Below are 17,220 nucleotides of genomic sequence, written 5' to 3'. Positions count from 1 at the left end.
GGCAGATTCACGCTACAGCTTGGTGATAATGAGGAGCGCGCATGGACTATAGCGACGTCAGCACAATTGCGGCTTGGGTGACGGAACAGGGCCTGAATGGCGTGTCTGAAGCGGAGTTGCTGATCGGCTTTTGCCAGGCCTGCCGCAAGGCCGGCATGCGGCTCGATCGTGCCATGGCGCTGATGGACACGCTTCATCCTGTCCATGAAGGCCGGGCCTTCCGCTGGGACAATTCAGAGGCCTTCGAAGGTGAGTTCGAATACGGACCTTCGAGCGAAGGTCAGGGACTGGATACCTGGCGTCGCTCGGCTTTCTATCATCTCTGGACAACAGGCACCAAAGAGGTACGGCGCAGGATCGGTTTTGGCGATCCGACCGATTTCATCATGCTGGAGCAGATCCATGCGTCGGGCCATACCGATTATGTCGCCATGGCGCACCGTTTCGCGCCGGCCGGCACGATCGGCGAGATGGATTGCTTCTTCTCGCACTTTTCCACCAAGCATCCCGAAGGCTTCTCGGAGCATGATCTCGCCATCCTGCGCAAGCTGGTGCCGGTGCTGGGACTCGCGATCAAATGCGTGGCGCTCGCCCGCATCGCGCGCACCATCGCCGAGGTCTATCTCGGCGAGGATGCGGCGCGCCAGGTGATGGACGGCAAGATCTCGCGCGGCAAGACTGAGCGGATTTCGGCCGCGCTCTGGTTTTCCGACCTGCTGAACTACACGAAGATTTCGGACAATTCGGCCCCGGAAGAGATCATTCCGTTGCTCAATGAATATAGCGAGGTGGTGATCACCGCGATCCATGAGGCCGGCGGCAATGTGCTGAAGCTGATCGGCGACGGCGTGCTTGCCATCTTCAAGGGCGAGGATCCGGCGCAAAGCTGTTCTGCGGCTCTGCAGGCGGAGCGTCTGCTGCGGCAGAAGCTTGCGGCGCTGAACGCGGCGCGCGAGGTGGACCGGCGGCCGACGACCGATGTCTATATCGGCCTGCATATCGGCGATGTCTTCTACGGTAATATCGGCAGCCAGGACCGCCTTGATTTCACGGTCATCGGCCCGGCCGTCAACGAGGTGAGCCGCATTGCCTCGATTTGCCGTTCGGTCGATCTCAACGTGCTGATGTCGTCGGATTTCGAAGCGGCGATCCCCGAGGCGGAGCGCAATCTTCTCGCCTGTATCGGCCGCTATGCTCTGCGCGGCGTCAAGCGCCCGCAATTGCTTTACACGCTGGAAAGCGCGCGGCTGAACGGCTGACCAGCAAGATCCATCCGCGTTCAGAGCCCGCATAGGATGCATAAGATGCAGGGGCAGTTTCCCACGCCTTCTAGGAAATGTCAGATTCGTCGTGTGTCATGTGAATGTTTGACATTTCTCCACGAAAGTAGGAAGAAACCTATGCAAGTTATGCATCCTATGCACTCTGCTGATGGTCCGGTCGGCCTGAGGCATAGGCGACTCGAATTCATTGCCCGAGCGATGGACCGGATCCGTTGCGGATCGTTTCACATTTTCGCACGACAGGCTTCAAGCTTAGGCAAGATCTGCGAGGCTTGAGTGCCTGCATAGGCTGCAGGGGCCGCATAGGCACTTCCCTACGCCTTACAGGAAATGTCGGATTATGTATCCGTCATGTGAATGTCTGACATTTTTCCACATACGACCAAAAATGCCTATGCAGCCTCTGCTGCCTATGCACAGTGCCGCTCATCCGGTCGGCTGTTCGCTCCGAGCAACTGCTCTAACGCAGCAATCCCTGTCCGCCGTCGATCCAGACGGGCGTGCCGGTAATATGCCTGGCGCGTTCGGAGGCGAGGAAGAGGATCGTTTCGGCGACATCATCGCTTGATCCCGCCCTGCCGCCGGTGATCGGGATTTCGCCCTCCGGCCAGATGACGGGCACTTCGGTTTCCTCGCGATGGCGCGATGTGGTGTTGGCGGAAATGCTGGTGTCGATCGCGCCGGGACAGACGGCGTTGACGCGGATGCCGTGTTTGCCGAGCTCCAGCGCCAGTTGCTGCACCATGGCGACCTGGCCGGCCTTGGTGGCTGCATAGGCCGTGGCGCCCGGCGTCGTGAAGGTGCGTGTGCCGTTGATCGAGGAGACGACGATGATCGAGCCGCCGTTCATCTTCAGATAAGGGACGGTCAGATGCAGGGTTAGATAAGTGCCGCGCAGGTTCACGGCCATGGTCTGATCCCACTCGTCGGGCTTGAGGTCGTCGATCGGCGCCCAGACGCCATTAATGCCGGCATTGGCGACGACGATGTCGATGCCGCCGAGGCTTTCGGTCATCCTGTCGATGGCCTTGCGCATCTGCGCTTCATCACTGGTATCGGCGGTCAGTTCGATCGCCTGGCCGCCGGCGGCAATGATCTCCTGGCAGGTCTGTTGCACCTCGCTTTCGGTGCGGCTCAGCACCGCCACCTTTGCGCCTTCGGCGGCGAGCTTCAATGCGGCTGCTTTGCCGATGCCGGAGCCTGCGCCGGTCACCAGTGCGATCTTTCCCTGCAACTCCATAAACCGCTCCTCTTCGCGCTTGCCGGTAAGGCAATGAATTGGAGCGGCTCTTGGTTCCGGTACGATCGTTCCACGAGATTATTTCAGAAGGCTATGACGCAGCGCCCACTTTTCCGGTCCGTGAACGGCGGCGAAGAGCAGGCCCGCTAGGAAACTGAAGTGATCGACGAAGAAGCCGAACTCGGCCTGGTTCTGCTGCCAAAGCGACGGGCCATGAAAAGAGAAGGCGAGGAAGATCACATAGACAGCTGCGAGCAGGCACGCTTCGCTGAAGAAGGCGCCTGTGATGAAGGCAAGCGCCAGCGCGATCTCGAAGAAGGCGGCGACCCAGGCGAGGAATGTCGCCATCGGAAAGCCGGCCGAGGTGATGTAGCCGGCGGTCGCGCCGATATCGGCGAACTTGAAGCCGGCGGCCATGAAGAAGATGAAGCTGAAGATGATGCGGGCAATGATGATTGCGATTGCTCTGGCCATGTGGAATCTCCTCTTTGAGCTTCCACCATGACGGATGAGGTGTCCGCTATCCGACAGGGCGAATGAAAAAGGACCGCTTTCGCGGCCCTTCTTTTTTTACCATTCGGCGAAGCTGCCATCTTCGTGGCGCCAGATCGGGTTGCGCCAGCGGTGGCCTTCCTTGGCGCGCTCGATGACATAGGCTTCGTCCACTTCGACGCCGAGGCCTGGGCCTTGCGGAATGGAGACGAAACCGTCGGCGTATTGGAAGACTTCCTTGTTGGAGATGTAGTCCAGGATGTCGTTGCCCTTGTTGTAGTGGATGCCGAGGCTCTGTTCCTGAATGAAAGCATTGTAGGAGATGGCATCGACCTGCAGGCAGGCGGCAAGCGCGATGGGACCGAGCGGGCAATGCGGGGCGAGCGCCACGTCATAGGCTTCGGCCATGGCGGCGATCTTGCGGCATTCGGTGATGCCGCCGGCATGGGAAAGATCGGGCTGGATGATGTCGACATAGCCGTCGGAGAGAACCGACTTGAAATCCCAGCGGGAATAGAGGCGTTCGCCGAGCGCGATCGGTGTCGAGCAATGATTGGCGATTTCCTTCAGGGTTTCGCGATGCTCTGAGAGGACCGGTTCCTCAATGAACATCAGCTTGTAGGGCTCGAGTTCCTTGGCGAGAACCTTGGCCATCGGCTTGTGCACACGGCCGTGGAAATCAACGCCGATGCCGATATGCGGGCCGATCGCCTCGCGGATGGTCGCAATAGTCTCGACCGCCTTGTCGATCTTCTCGTTGGTATCGACGATCTGCATCTCTTCACAGCCGTTGAGCTTGATCGCCTTGAAGCCGCGGGCGACGACGTCCTTGGCGTTGCGGGCGACATCAGAGGGGCGGTCGCCGCCGATCCAGCTGTAGACCTTGATGCGATCGCGCACCTGGCCGCCGAGCAGCGAATGGATCGGCTGGCCGAGCGCCTTGCCCTTGATGTCCCAGAGCGCCTGGTCGATGCCCGAGATTGCCGACATGTGGATGGCGCCGCCGCGGTAGAAGCCGCCGCGATACATGACTGTCCAGTGGTCTTCGATCAGGAAGGGGTCCTTGCCAACAAGATAATCGGCGAGCTCGTGAACGGCGGCCTCGACGGTTAGAGCACGACCTTCGACGACCGGTTCGCCCCAGCCGACGATGCCCTCATCGGTTTCGATTTTCAGAAACAGCCAGCGCGGTGGGACGATGTAGGTGGTCAGTTTGGTGATCTTCATGGAAATCGTGCTCTCGTTTCGCTTCGTGTTCCCATCAGCGGCCGAGCCGCCGATATTGTTCTGAGTTCTGTTATTTCGTCATTTCTTTATCTCGTTCGGCCGGCGGCGGTCAGGTCGCGTTTGGCGAGGTCGAGAATTCGGTTGACGCAATCGCGCGCGCCCGCCGCGTCCCGCAGACGCAGTGCCTCGACCACCTTGCCATGCAGGGCAAGCGCCTCGCGGTGATCAGGCATGGCGAGGTTCGAGGCGTGGAGCGCAAATTTCAGGGCGGCATGGATGGCGCTGGAGAGGCGATGGAAGACCTGGTTATGGCTCGCCTTGAGAAGCACCGTATGGAAGAGGAGGTCGGCCTCGGTGAAAGCTTCGGAATCGTCGCGCGCCGACTGCATGCGTTGCCAGGCATCGTCGAGATTGGCGATCTCCTGGGCGGTCGCGCGGCTTGCAGCATATTCGGCGGCAGCCGGCTCGATGGTGCGGCGGGCTTCAAGAATGCTGGCAAGCAAGTCGAAATCGCCCAGATGCGGTCCCATCCATTCCAGCACATCCTGATCGAGGATATTCCACTCGTCCTTGTCGCAGACGGTGGTGCCGATGCGCGGCTTGCCGCGCACAAGTCCCTTGGATTCCAGAACCTTCAGGGATTCGCGTATGACGGTGCGGCTGACGCCATGGAGTTCGCAGAGATCGTTTTCGCGCGGCAGCAGTGTACCGACAGCATAGCGGTTGGCGCAGATATCTTCGGCAATCGCCGCCGTGACGTTACGGCGAACGCGCGGCCGGCGCTCGGGCGCCGAGCTCTTTTCGTCGCGTCTTGCTGCAGGCTGCATCGAAAGGCTCCTCGTGACCGGTCTTTTAAAGCAATCATCATACATAAACAATGCTCTTGTATGATGATTGGCATTCAATCTGGTGTCGTCTTCCGCGGATAGAGGACTATATTGCCGGTCGTAAGGGCAGAATGTCCTTCGCGGTGGAGCGGCGCAACGCTTCGACAATCAATCGAAACAGGAGGACGGCATGCAGATCAATCGTACAGCTTCGGCCCAGTGGTCGGGTGGTCTCAAGGACGGAAAGGGGCAGATCTCGACCCAGAGCGGCGCGTTGAGCAATTATCCCTACGGCTTCGCAAGCCGCTTCGAAGGCATTGCCGGCACCAACCCGGAAGAGCTTATCGGCGCTGCCCATGCAGGCTGCTTTACCATGGCGCTGTCGCTGATCCTCGGCGAAGCCGGCCTCAAGGCCGACCATATGGAAACCTCGGCCAAGGTGACGCTGGAAAGCGTCGAAGGCGGCTTTGCCATCACTGCCATCCACCTGTCGTTATCGGGCAGCATTCCAGGCGCCGACCAGGCGAAGTTCGAAGAACTTGCCGGCATGGCGAAGGCTGGTTGCCCGGTTTCCAAGGCACTTTCCGCCGTTCCTATCACGCTCGACGTCAAGCTCGTCTGATCTTTCAAACCTGTTTTCGTTGCTATGCCGCAGCTGCCCAGGCTGCGGCATTTTTGTTTGCATCGCAAAATCATTGACAAATGAAGGATGATATTTTACGACTGACGAAATTCAAAATTCGTCAGTCGTTAATATCGGGCCTGAAACCATGAATGACATCGCGGAAAATACGCTGGACGTCACACGGCAGGAAAATATCACCCGCATCCTGGATGCGGCCGAGCGGCTTTTCCGCCACTACGGCTATTCCAAGACGACCGTCGCGGATGTGGCCCGCGACCTTGGCATGTCGCCTGCCAATATCTACCGTTTCTTCGCCTCCAAGGTTGAGATCCACCAGGCGATCTGCGGACGCATGCTGGCGATGAGCTATGAGCTTGCAGCCAATATCTGCGATCAGAAGATCAGCGCTCCCGACCGGCTGCGCCAGTTCGTGCGCAGCCAGTATCAGCTGACGCTCGACACCATGCTCGATCAGCAGAAAGTGCATGAGATGGTGATCGTCGCGATCGAACGCGACTGGCATGTCATCGAGAAGCACATCGACTCCATTCACGCATTGATTGCCGACGTTATCCGCGACGGCATCGCTGCCGGTGAATTCGCCGACCAGGACCCCGAGGTCGCCTCCCGCTGCTTCGGAGCGGCGACCATCAATCTCTGTCACCCGCAAATGGTTGCCCAATGTCTTGCCAAGACAAACCGGGCGACCGTGGACGAACTGATCGAATTTGCGATCAGGGCACTCAGAAAATAAGCGCGGCAAAGACCGTCAAGAAAAACCCGAAACGATCAGGAGTGCGAAAGATGTTTTCGCTCAAGACCTTCAGCAACCGCGTGCCGTCCGTCATGAGCCTCGCGCTCCTTAGCGCGGTCGGGCTCGGCGTCGCCGGCTGCACGGAAGAAAAGGCAGAGGTCAAGGACGTTATCCGTCCGGTCAAGGTGGTCGAAATCGCCAAGGCCGGCGATACCCGTACGCTGGATTATTCCGGATCGGTAAGGGCGCGCACGGAAATGAACCTCGGCTTCCGCGTCGCCGGCAAGATCACCGAGCGTCTCGTCGATATCGGCGAACAGGTGAAGCCGGGTGACGTTCTCGCACGGATCGACTCGACCGACTACCAGCTTGCGGTGAAGACTGCCGACGCCAATCTCGCCGCTGCCGAAAAGGCTGTCGAGACCGCTGATATCGTCAACCGCCGCGCCGAGCAGCTGTTCGACAAGAATGTAGCGCCGAAATCCCAGGTCGAGCAGGCTTCGCTCAGCCATGACCAGGCGATTTCGAGCCGCGATGCTGCGGCTTCCGCGCTCGACCAGGCGAAGAACCAGGTGAGCTACACGGAACTCAAGGCGGACCATAGCGGTATCGTCACCACCATCAATGCCGATGTCGGACAGGTCGTGGGATCCGGCACGCCGGTCGTTGCCGTTGCCGTCGATGGCGAGAAGGAAGTGCAGATCGCGGTGCCGGAAAACGATATCGCCCAGTTCAAGCCCGGCAAAACCGTGAAGGCGAGCTTCTGGTCCGATGACAAGCTGGTGCTTGATGGCACCGTTCGCGAGGTCGCGGGCAGCGCCGACCAGCAGTCGCGCACCTTCGCTGTGCGTGTCAGCCTGCCGAACGACCCGCGCGTGCTGCTCGGCATGACGGCGACGATCGAGGCCGATGTCAGCAACAGCGATACGTATGTCTCCATTCCGCTCAGCGCGCTGGCGCAAAAGGACGGCAAGAAGGTCGTTTGGACCGTCGATCGCGGGACGGCGACCGTACACTCCCGTGGCATCGAGGTCGCCGATTTCACTGGTGATGGCGTGCGCGTAACCAATGGGCTCGACAATGGCGATCTCGTCGTTGCCGCTGGTACCCAATTCATGAGCGAAAACCTGAAGGTCAAGCTTCCCGATCAGCAATCGGCTGCCGCCGAAACGGACGCAGCCGTCCGCTGAACGGCTCAAGGAGAGGGAACAGGATCATGGACGCCAACAGCACTGAAAAGCGCCCCTTCAATCTTTCGCGCTGGGCGATCGGCCATCCGGGCATCGCACGCTTCCTTTTCGGTTTGATCCTGATCACCGGCGTGCTCGGCCTGACGCGCATGGGCCAGAAGGAAGATCCGGACTTTACCTTCCGCGTCATGGTCGTCCAGGCGCTCTGGCCGGGCGCTTCCCTTCAGGACATGGAAGACCAGGTCACCAACAAGATCGAGCGCAAGCTGCAGGAAACCCCGCATCTCGACTGGGTAAAGTCCTATACACGCGCAGGCAGCACGATCATCACGGTGCAGGTGAAGGGCGATACGGATTCCGCCCAGGTGGCCGATGCCTTCTACCAGGTGCGTAAGAAGGTCGGCGATATCAACGGCGACCTGCCGCAGGGCCTGCTCGGCCCGTATTTCAACGACGAATTCGGCGATACCTTCATCACGCTGCATTCGATCAGCGGCGACGGCTATTCCTATCCTGAGCTGAAAAAGTACGCGATCCAGGCGCGTGACATGCTGCTGACAACGCCGGGTGTCGAAAAGGCGGTCATCATCGGCGACCAGCCGGAGAAGATCTATATCGACGTCTCCTCCAAGGCGCTCGCCGAGCGCGGTCTGACGATCCTCGACCTGCAGAATGCCATCAAGGGCCAGAACGCCGTCGATCCTGCGGGCAGTGTCGATACCGGTCTGCGTTCGGTGCGCATCTCGGTCGAAGGCAATGTCCACAAGGTGGAAGATATCCGCGAACTGCGGCTGCGCTCCGGCAATCAGGTGACACGCCTCGGCGATATCGCCACCGTCACGTCCGGCCTCGAAGATCCCTACCAGCGCAAGTACCGCTATAATGGTCACGACAGCGTGCAGGTCGGCGTCGTCATGGCCAAGGGCTTCAAGGTCACTGACGTCGGCAAGGACGTCGACGCGACCTACAAGCGCTTCGAGGACTCGCTGCCTTATGGCGTCTCTGTCGACCAGATTTCCAACCAGCCTGACGTCGTGACCGATGCGGTCAGCGAATTCATGCATGCGCTCGGCGAAGCTCTCGCCATCGTGCTCATCGTCTCGTTCCTGTCGATCGGCTGGCGCTCGGGTCTGGTAATCGCCATCGCCATTCCGCTGGTATTGGCTGCGACCTTTGCCATCATGTACGAACTCGGTATCGACCTGCAGCGCATTTCGCTCGGCGCGCTGATCATCGCACTCGGCCTGCTGGTCGACGATGCGATGATCGTCGTGGAACTGATGGAGCGAAAGCTCGAGGAGGGTCTCGTCAAGATCGATGCGGCGAGCTTCGCCTATTCCTCGACCGCCTTCCCGATGCTGACGGGTACGTTGATCACCACGGCCGGCTTCATTCCCGTCGGCTTTGCGGCATCGACGGCCGGCGAATATGTGCGCTCGCTCTTCTATGTCGTCGGCATTGCGCTGGTGACCTCCTGGTTCGTGGCGGTCTATTTTACGCCATGGCTCGGCTACATGATCCTCAAACAGCGCAAGCATGCCGGCGAGCATCATGACGTGTTCGACACCCGCTTCTATCGCGGCCTGCGTCGTACAGTCGGTTGGGCGGTCCGCCATCGCGTCATCGTACTTGCGCTGACGCTTGCCACTTTCGTCACCAGCCTATGGAGCTTCCAGTTCATTCCGCAGAACTTCTTCCCGCAGTCCTCGCGTCCGGAAATCCTCGTCGATCTCTGGCTGCCCGAGGGCACCAGCATCAAGCAGGTGGAAGTCGAAGCCAAGGCGCTGGAAGCCAAGATGATGGACGATCCCGACAAGAAGTTTATCGCCACCTATATTGGCGAAGGTGCGCCGCGCTTCTTCCTGCCGCTCGACCAGCAGCTTCGCAACCCGAACTATGCCCAGCTCCTGATCATGGCCAATGACGAGCCGGCCCGCGAACGGCTGATCACCAAGCTCAGGACGATCCTCGCGGAAGATTTCCCCGACATCCGCGGCAAGGTCGATCGTCTCTTCCTCGGCCCGCCGACGGGCTGGCCGGTGCAGATGCGCGTGATGGGTCCGGATCGTGCCGAAGTGCGCAGGATTGCCGATCAGGTGAAGGAGCGCTTCACCAGGGATCCGATACTCGGTGCCGTTCATGACGACTGGCTGGAACCGGTGCCGGCGATGAAGCTGGTCATCGACCAGGACCGTGCCCGCGCACTCGGCGTCACCTCGCAGCGCGTTCGCCAGATGCTGCAGACCGCCATGTCCGGCGCGCCGCTCGACGACTTCCGCGATGGCGAGGAGACGGTCTCGATCGTCGCCCGCGAGCCGGACGCGAACCGTTCGCTGCTCTCGGCCGTCAACTCGGTCTATGTGCCGACGGATTTCGGTGGGTTCGTCCCGGTCTCACAGATCGCCAAGGTCGTGCCTGTCGTTGAACAGGGTCTCGAATGGCGGCGCGATCGCCTGCCGACGATATCGGTGCGTGCAACCCTGCCCGACAATGTCCAGTCGAACGACGTGGTGACCAAGCTCTATAACGACATGCAGGACCTGCGCGACAGCCTGCCTGCCGGTTACAAGATCGAGATCCAGGGCGGTGCCGAGGACTCGGCCGAAAGCCAGGCCTCGATCGCCGCCAAGGCGCCGATCATGCTCGTCGTCATCATGATCCTGCTGATGGCCCAGTTGCAGCACTTCGGCAAGGCGATGCTGGTCTTCGCCACCGGTCCGCTCGGCATCATCGGCGCGGCCTCGGCCCTGCTGATCAGCGGCGCACCCTTCGGCTTCGTGGCGATCCTCGGCGTCATCGCGCTGCTCGGCATCATCATCCGCAACTCGATCATCCTCGTCGACCAGATCGACCAGAATATCAAGGCGGGCATGCACAGGCAGGAGGCGATCATCAGCGCGGCCGTGAACCGCTTCCGGCCGATCACGCTGACGGCGCTGACGGCCGTGCTTGCGCTGATTCCGATCTCGCGCGGCGTCTTCTGGGGTCCGCTTGCCTACGCCATGATGGGCGGCATCCTGGTCGCCACCGTGCTGACCATCCTCGTGCTGCCGGCCGGCTATGCCCTGTTCTTCGGTCGTGAGCCGAAGGCCAGGAATAACGAACATGCCAATGCCAACCAGGAAGAGGCGGATGGGGATATCCATCATCCGCCGGCATTGGCAGCCGAATGAGGCAATGGCGCGGTCGAGGCCGCGCCATTTTTGTTTCGGCCCATAGGGTTCGGCAGGTAGCCGGTACAGCCTGATATTTTCCAGCGGCCGAGAAGACGGTGGCGCTAAACGGGAGTAAAGATCGCTCTATATAAGCTGGAGGGAGGTATGACCGTGGCCGATTACCGTCTGGAAGCGAGCTGGAGTCCGGTCGAAGGAAGCTTTGGGCGTTTCACCTTCACGCTATTCAATCTGTCCGCCAAGCCGCTGTCCGGCTTTACGCTTGCCTACACGTCGTTAACCCGCCTGGCGGACAAGCATGTCGCCGAGGGTGCGACACTGAAGCGGCGCGTGGCGAATTTTCATGAGTATTCTCCGCCCGAGGGGCTCACCATCAAGCCAGGTGGCAGCTGGCAGTTTACGGTGGAAGGCCTGACGAACGGCCCGAAACATGTCACGTCGGGCATCAAATCCGCCTACCTCACGCTAGCCGATGGCCGGCACGTGCCCGTCAGCTTTGGCGATCTGATGCTCGATGGTGCGGAGCGCGGCGAATTGCCGGAGCTTCTGCCGAAGGGTGAGGTGACTGAGCCATATTCGTTGCTGCCCTGGCCCTTGCACCTGTCGCTGCGGCCGGGCGATGTGCCGCCCGTCGCACTTTATCCGGCAGCCGGCTCGAGTGCCAAGAATATCAGGGCCGTGGAGAAGGTGCTCGCCCTCTACCAGCGGCTCTTTCCGGCGGACAACGTGCCTTTCACGCTGCAGCCGGTTCAGGGGGGCCGACAGATCCGCTTCAGGGGGGAATCCTCGATCATGGAGGCGGCCTATGAGCTACGTTTCACGGCACAGGAGATCATTCTTGGTACCGATGATGCGGCCGGGTTGCTTTACGGGTTGATCAGTCTTGTGCAAATGCTGCATGGGGCGCGCCATGATCCGGAAACCTTCCAGTTTCCGGTCTTCGGCACTATCGCCGATCAACCCCGCTACGTATGGCGCGGCTGTCATCTCGATGTCAGCAGGCAGTTTTATCCGGTCCCTGATATCAAGCGGCTGATCGATATCCTCGCCTGGAACAAGCTCAATATTTTTCACTGGCATCTGACCGACGATGAAGCCTGGCGGTTGGAGATCAAGGCCTATCCCGAGCTTACGGAGATCGGTGCGAAGCGCGGGCCTGACGAAGTTCTATTGCCGCAGCTCGGCGATGGCGCGGAGCCACGTTCAGGATTTTACAGCCAGGATGATGTCAAAGGGATCGTTGCTCATGCAGGCATGCTGCGTGTCGAAGTCGTGCCGGAGATCGATATACCCGGTCACAGCTCCGCCGCACTCCTCTCCCTACCGCAGCTCGTCGATGGACAGGAGGCACCGGACGGCTACCGGTCGGTGCAGGGATATCCCAATAATTCGCTCAATCCAGCGGTTGAATTCACCTATGAGTTCCTCGGCAAGGTGTTCGACGAAATGCTTCCGCTCTTTCCGTCCGAATATATTCATATCGGCGGCGACGAGGTGCCACATGGCTCCTGGCTTGCCTCGCCGCTTTGCAGAACGTTGATGGAGCGTGAGAAGCTTGCGGGTACGGCTGAACTGCAATCCTATTTCCTCCGACGGATCAAGGCGATGCTTGCCAAGCGCGGCAAGAAGCTTGCCGGCTGGAACGAGGTTTCTCAGGGCGGCGGCGTCGATCGCGTGGGCACGCTGCTGATGGCCTGGGAAAAACCTGACGTCGGCATCGAGCTGGCACGTGAGGGTTATGATATCGTCATGACGCCGGGTCAGGCCTACTATCTCGACATGGCGCAGGCAGAAGACTGGGGAGAGCCGGGTGCCAGCTGGGCCGGCTTCACGCCACCGGAAAAGACCTATGCTTACGAAGCCGAAGGCGAATTGCCGGAGGAGCTGAGAGAGCGGATGCGCGGTATCCAGGCCTGTATCTGGGGCGAGAATTTCGTCTCGCGGGCCTATTTCAACAGGCTGGTCTTCCCGCGGCTGCCGGCCATCGCCGAAGCGGCCTGGACTCCCTGTCTGCGGAAGGACTGGCTGCGCTTTGCCGCGATCGTCCGGATGTGGCCGACGCTTTAGAACTCTGTTTCTACGCGATCCAGCAAAGCGCCGCACCGTTTTATTGGAATTTCACTATGCAGCTTCAGCCTTGAGGCCCAGAAGGGCCGCGCCGATCAGGCCCGGTTCGATACGGCATTCACTGCGCACGACCAGCGGGCGATCGAATTTCCGCAGGATACGAGCGCGCACCGCCTGATCCAGCTCCGCCAGAAGCGGCTCCACATTCGAAAGACCGCCGCCGACGGGCACGATGGTTGCGCCTGTGATGTTGATGGCGAGTGCTAGTGGCGAGGCGACGAGATCGACATAGACGTCGATCGTGCGATTGGCCTTTTCCTCGCCATTGCGCCAGTTGGCGATGATTTCCTCGCTGGAGAAGTCGAGATCGTGCAGCGTCTTGTGCAGGCGTTCCAGACCACGCGCGCCGCCGACGGTATCGACACAGCCCTTCTGGCCGCAGCCGCAGGCATAGGCGGGGATGGCAACTGGCGGAGTGCCGGCCTGCGATGCGATGATCGGGCCATGGCCCCACTCGCCGGCAAAGCCGCCCGACGCATTGATGAGGCGACCATCTGAGACGACGCCGCCGCCGACGCCGGTGCCGAGGATGGCGCCGAAAACGATACGATGGCCGCGACCGGCGCCGAGTTCGGCTTCCGCCATGGCGAAACAATCGGCATCATTGGCGATCAGCACAGGCAGGCCGAGTTCATCCTCCAGGTCGGCGGCGAGGTTGCGGTCGTGGATGCAGGGGATATTGGCGACGATGAGGCGCTGCGTGTCCGGGTCGACGACACCGGCAATCGAGAGAGCAATGCGCAAGGGCTGTTCGCCGGTCTCGGCGATGATGTTCTTCAGCGTCTCGACGAAAGCCGGGAAGTCATCCTTGGGAGTCGGGCGGCGGCCAAGCGGTACGATGTCGGATTCCGAACGCGCAATCCCGCCCTTGATGGCGGAGCCTCCGATATCGAATGAAATAATCATCTGATGTCTGCCAATTGTCTGTGCTTGGCGTCTGCTCGCACTCTTGGCGGCGAATTACAAGGATTATTCGATAAATGAACAAAGCCTGATCGTTATGAGCTGATAATTTGATCCGCCAAGGTCATGCTATTGGCATATTGCATGGGCAAGCTTCCTATCATTCACCCTTCCGACGCCGGATCCATGACAATCGAAAATACCGAAACTCACAGAACCACCGCCCGCAGGCCGCGTCCGAAAGGCAAGCGCCTGTCTTCCATCCTGCGACAGATGGCGGCGGATCGAAGCCGCGAACGCGTGTCGATCGGCGACCTGTTCCAGACGATGGGCGACCGGGCGATCGGCGCGCTGATGCTGATCTTTGCGCTGCCGAACGCCTTTCCGACGCCGCCCGGCACCTCGTCGCTGCTCGGAGCACCGCTGATCTTCCTTGCCGCACAGCTTACCTTCGGCCTGAAGCCGTGGCTGCCGAAGGCGATTGCGGCGCGCTCCATGCTGCGGGAGGATTTCGAGACGATCGTCGGACGCATTCATCCCTGGCTTGCCTGGGCGGAGCGCATGCTGCAGCCACGATTGAGCATTTTCGTCGAGCCGCCGGCGGAATATCTGGCTGGCTTCTGCTGTCTGGTGCTGGCGATCGTTCTCGTGCTGCCGGTGCCGCTCGGCAATATCCTGCCGGCGATTGCGATTTCGCTCTTCGCCTTTGCCATTCTTGGCCGAGACGGGCTGTTCTCGCTTCTCGGCTTTGCCATGACGGCAGTCTCGCTCATCGTTGCCGGCGGCGTGATCTACGGTCTCGTCAAGGCGGCCATCTACATCGTCATGCAGTGGTTTGGATAAGGAAGCGACTGCTCATTTTTTCAACGCCCTCGACATTTGCCCGATTTTTGTTTTGATCTGGCGCCAGATAGACTCAAAGAAATTAATCGGCGGCGATAGATGGTAAAAAGAGCGGAGACTTCCGGACGGCTGGACGATGCGGCGCGCGCCGGCTGGCTTTATTATGTCGCCGGCCGCACACAGGATGAAATCGCATCCTCGATGGGTATTTCGCGCCAGTCGGCGCAGCGGCTCGTTTCGCTTGCCGTGGCCGAGCGGCTGATCAAGGTGCGGCTCGACCATCCGATTGCCGCCTGCCTTGAGCTCGGCAACCAGCTGCGCAAGAAATTCGGTCTGCGGCATGTCGAGATCGTTCCGAGCGATCCCGGCTCATCGTCGACGACGGTTGGCATTGCCGAAGCGGCTGCTTCCGAAATCGAGCGCTGGCTGAAGCGCCCCGATCCGATCGTGCTTGCCGTCGGCACCGGACGAACGCTGAAAGCGGCTGTCGACCAGCTGCCGGCGATCGAATGTCCCAATCACCGTATCGTCTCGCTGACCGGCAATATCGCGCCGGATGGTTCGGCCGCCTATTACAACGTCATCTTCAGCATGGCCGATGCCGTCAAGGCGCGGCACTATCCGATGCCGCTGCCGGTTCTCGTCACCTCGGCGGAGGAGCGGGAGCTTCTGCACGGTCAGCAACTCGTGCGCTCGACGCTGGCGATCAGCGCGCAGGCGGATGTGACCTTCGTCGGTATCGGCGAACTCGGCATCGATGGCCCGCTCTGCGTCGATGGTTTCCTTGAAAAAGACGAGATGATGGAACTGATGCGCGACGGCGCCGTGGGTGAGATCTGCGGCTGGATTTTCGACGTGGACGGCAGGCTGCTCGACAACCCGATCAACGAGCGTGTTGCTTCTGCTCCCATCCCGCCGCGCGATTCGTCCACGGTCATCGGAATTGCCAAGGGCAAGCGCAAGTTCAAGGCGATCAGAGCTGCCATCACAGGCCATCAGGTGAACGGTTTGATTACCGACGAAGAGACGGCTGAGTTTTTGCTCAGTAGTTGAGCAAAAATATATTCCCTTTAAATCAATGAGATAGATGTTTTGTTCGGCGTCGCAGCAACGATTGCCGATTGACAAAATCTGCCCGCTGATGAGTAATTGCCCATGAGCAAAGCGAATGCTCACACTCATCTTCTGGGAGGAAGATATGACATTGAGAACTTTCCTGCTGGGCGCTTGCTCAGCAATGGCGTTTGCCGGCATGGCTTCGGCCGAGACGCTGACAATCGCGACCGTGAACAACGGCGACATGATCCGGATGCAGAAGCTGACGGATGACTTCAAGGCGAAGAATCCCGGCATCGACCTTGAATGGGTAACCCTCGAAGAAAACGTTCTGCGCCAGAAGGTCACGACCGACATCGCGACCAAGGGCGGCCAGTACGACGTCCTGACGATCGGCACCTATGAAGTTCCGATCTGGGCAAAGCAGGGCTGGCTTCTGCCGCTCGACAACCTCGGCGACAGCTACGACGTGAATGACCTGCTGCCGGCCATCCGCAGCGGCATCAGCCAGGACGGCAAGCTCTATGCAGCTCCGTTCTACGGCGAAAGCTCCATGGTCATGTACCGCAAGGACCTGTTCGACGCTGCCGGCCTGAAGATGCCCGATGCGCCGACCTGGGATTTCATTGCAGATGCTGCAAAGAAGGTCACCAACAAGGACAAGGAAATCTACGGCATCTGCCTGCGCGGCAAGGCCGGCTGGGGCGAAAACATGGCCTTCCTGACGGCTATGTCGAACTCCTTCGGCGCCCGCTGGTTCGATGAACAGTGGAAGCCGCAGTTCGATCAGCCCGAGTGGAAGGACACGCTGACCTTCTACGTCAACCTGATGAAGGAAGCCGGCCCTCCCGGTGCTTCTTCCAACGGCTTCAACGAAAATCTGGCGCTCTTCCAGACCGGCAAGTGCGGCATGTGGATCGACGCAACGGTTGCTGCCTCCTTCGTAGCCGATCCGAAGCAGTCGCAGGTCGCCGACAAGGTCGGCTTTGCGCTGGCTCCGGACAAGGGCCTCGGCAAGCGCGGCAACTGGCTCTGGGCCTGGAACCTCGCCATCCCGGCAGGCTCTCAGAAGTCTGAAGCCGCCGAGAAGTTCATCGCCTGGGCAACGAGCAAGGACTACACCAACCTCGTTGCTGAGAAGGAAGGCTGGCTGAACGCACCTCCCGGTACCCGCAGCTCGCTCTATGCGAATGCCGACTACCAGAAGGCTGCTCCCTTTGCGAAGATGACGCTCGACAGCATCAACTCCGCCGATCCGACCAAGCCGACTGTGAAGCCGGTTCCCTATGTCGGCGTCCAGTTCGTGGCGATCCCGGAATTCCAGGGTATCGGCACGGCTGTCGGCCAGCAGTTCTCCGCAGCTCTTGCCGGCCAGATCTCGGTCGACCAGGCCCTGCAGAGCGCGCAGCAGCTGACCACCCGCGAAATGACCAAGGCGGGTTACATCAAGTAAAAACCTCCTGAGACGTACGGAATGCTT

14 protein-coding genes are annotated in these 17,220 nt (G+C 60.2%); 9 read left to right on the top strand and 5 right to left on the bottom strand.

Features of this window, described 5'->3' with window-relative positions:
* The first annotated feature begins 41 nt into the window (after positions 1 to 41).
* Positions 42 to 1,259 carry an adenylate/guanylate cyclase domain-containing protein gene (locus AB4Z13_RS18690; protein WP_439016658.1) on the top strand — a complete coding sequence of 406 codons (1,218 nt, stop codon included), beginning with the start codon at positions 42 to 44 and terminating at the stop codon, positions 1,257 to 1,259.
* 484 nt (positions 1,260 to 1,743) lie between these two features.
* On the opposite strand, the gene AB4Z13_RS18685 is transcribed toward AB4Z13_RS18690, so the two are convergent.
* From AB4Z13_RS18685 to AB4Z13_RS18670, 4 genes are all read right to left on the bottom strand, one after another.
* On the bottom strand, positions 1,744 to 2,523 hold the full coding sequence (locus AB4Z13_RS18685) for an SDR family oxidoreductase (protein ID WP_439016657.1): 780 nt from the start codon (positions 2,521 to 2,523) through the stop codon (positions 1,744 to 1,746).
* Positions 2,524 to 2,601: 78 nt separating this feature from the next.
* Complete coding sequence (locus tag AB4Z13_RS18680; RefSeq protein WP_439016656.1) at positions 2,602 to 2,997, bottom strand: DoxX family protein; 396 nt, start codon at positions 2,995 to 2,997, stop codon at positions 2,602 to 2,604.
* A gap of 96 nt (positions 2,998 to 3,093) precedes the next feature.
* Complete coding sequence (gene dgoD / locus AB4Z13_RS18675; RefSeq protein WP_007820404.1) at positions 3,094 to 4,242, bottom strand: galactonate dehydratase; 1,149 nt, start codon at positions 4,240 to 4,242, stop codon at positions 3,094 to 3,096.
* A gap of 86 nt (positions 4,243 to 4,328) precedes the next feature.
* Positions 4,329 to 5,069: a FadR/GntR family transcriptional regulator gene (locus AB4Z13_RS18670; RefSeq protein ID WP_439016655.1), complete on the bottom strand. Its 741-nt coding sequence runs from the start codon at positions 5,067 to 5,069 to the stop codon at positions 4,329 to 4,331.
* A gap of 190 nt (positions 5,070 to 5,259) precedes the next feature.
* Here AB4Z13_RS18670 and AB4Z13_RS18665 point away from each other — a divergent pair, with 190 nt between their 5' ends.
* The 5 genes from AB4Z13_RS18665 (at position 5,260) to AB4Z13_RS18645 (ending at position 12,878) form a co-directional block, all read left to right on the top strand.
* Positions 5,260 to 5,691 carry an OsmC family protein gene (locus AB4Z13_RS18665; protein WP_113320446.1) on the top strand — a complete coding sequence of 144 codons (432 nt, stop codon included), beginning with the start codon at positions 5,260 to 5,262 and terminating at the stop codon, positions 5,689 to 5,691.
* 148 nt (positions 5,692 to 5,839) lie between these two features.
* The gene (locus AB4Z13_RS18660; RefSeq protein ID WP_439016654.1) at positions 5,840 to 6,448 is read left to right on the top strand and encodes a TetR family transcriptional regulator; all 609 of its coding nucleotides are present in this window, start codon (positions 5,840 to 5,842) and stop codon (positions 6,446 to 6,448) included.
* 50 nt (positions 6,449 to 6,498) lie between these two features.
* Positions 6,499 to 7,638: an efflux RND transporter periplasmic adaptor subunit gene (locus AB4Z13_RS18655; RefSeq protein ID WP_439016653.1), complete on the top strand. Its 1,140-nt coding sequence runs from the start codon at positions 6,499 to 6,501 to the stop codon at positions 7,636 to 7,638.
* Positions 7,639 to 7,664: 26 nt separating this feature from the next.
* Positions 7,665 to 10,811, top strand: a complete 3,147-nt coding sequence (locus AB4Z13_RS18650) for an efflux RND transporter permease subunit (protein ID WP_439016652.1) — start codon at positions 7,665 to 7,667, stop codon at positions 10,809 to 10,811.
* 153 nt (positions 10,812 to 10,964) lie between these two features.
* Positions 10,965 to 12,878, top strand: a complete 1,914-nt coding sequence (locus tag AB4Z13_RS18645) for a beta-N-acetylhexosaminidase (RefSeq protein WP_439017282.1) — start codon at positions 10,965 to 10,967, stop codon at positions 12,876 to 12,878.
* 54 nt (positions 12,879 to 12,932) lie between these two features.
* On the opposite strand, the gene AB4Z13_RS18640 is transcribed toward AB4Z13_RS18645, so the two are convergent.
* Positions 12,933 to 13,844: an ROK family protein gene (locus AB4Z13_RS18640; RefSeq protein WP_439016651.1), complete on the bottom strand. Its 912-nt coding sequence runs from the start codon at positions 13,842 to 13,844 to the stop codon at positions 12,933 to 12,935.
* 261 nt (positions 13,845 to 14,105) lie between these two features.
* On the opposite strand from AB4Z13_RS18640, the gene AB4Z13_RS18635 reads away from it, so the two are divergent.
* From AB4Z13_RS18635 to AB4Z13_RS18625, 3 genes are all read left to right on the top strand, one after another.
* Positions 14,106 to 14,684 carry an exopolysaccharide biosynthesis protein gene (locus AB4Z13_RS18635; protein WP_439017281.1) on the top strand — a complete coding sequence of 193 codons (579 nt, stop codon included), beginning with the start codon at positions 14,106 to 14,108 and terminating at the stop codon, positions 14,682 to 14,684.
* Positions 14,685 to 14,783: 99 nt separating this feature from the next.
* The gene (locus AB4Z13_RS18630) at positions 14,784 to 15,737 is read left to right on the top strand and encodes a sugar-binding transcriptional regulator (protein ID WP_439016650.1); all 954 of its coding nucleotides are present in this window, start codon (positions 14,784 to 14,786) and stop codon (positions 15,735 to 15,737) included.
* A 145-nt stretch (positions 15,738 to 15,882) separates the two neighbouring features.
* Positions 15,883 to 17,193 (top strand): ABC transporter substrate-binding protein, encoded by a 1,311-nt coding sequence (locus AB4Z13_RS18625; protein WP_113325011.1) that lies wholly within the window; start codon positions 15,883 to 15,885, stop codon positions 17,191 to 17,193.
* Positions 17,194 to 17,220: the final 27 nt, after the last annotated feature.

The organism is Rhizobium sp. YAF28 (assembly GCF_052113285.1).
GTDB lineage: Bacteria > Pseudomonadota > Alphaproteobacteria > Rhizobiales > Rhizobiaceae > Rhizobium.
The sequence above is the reverse complement of the archived record's forward strand: the minus strand, read 5'-3'. Positions and strand labels throughout refer to the sequence as shown.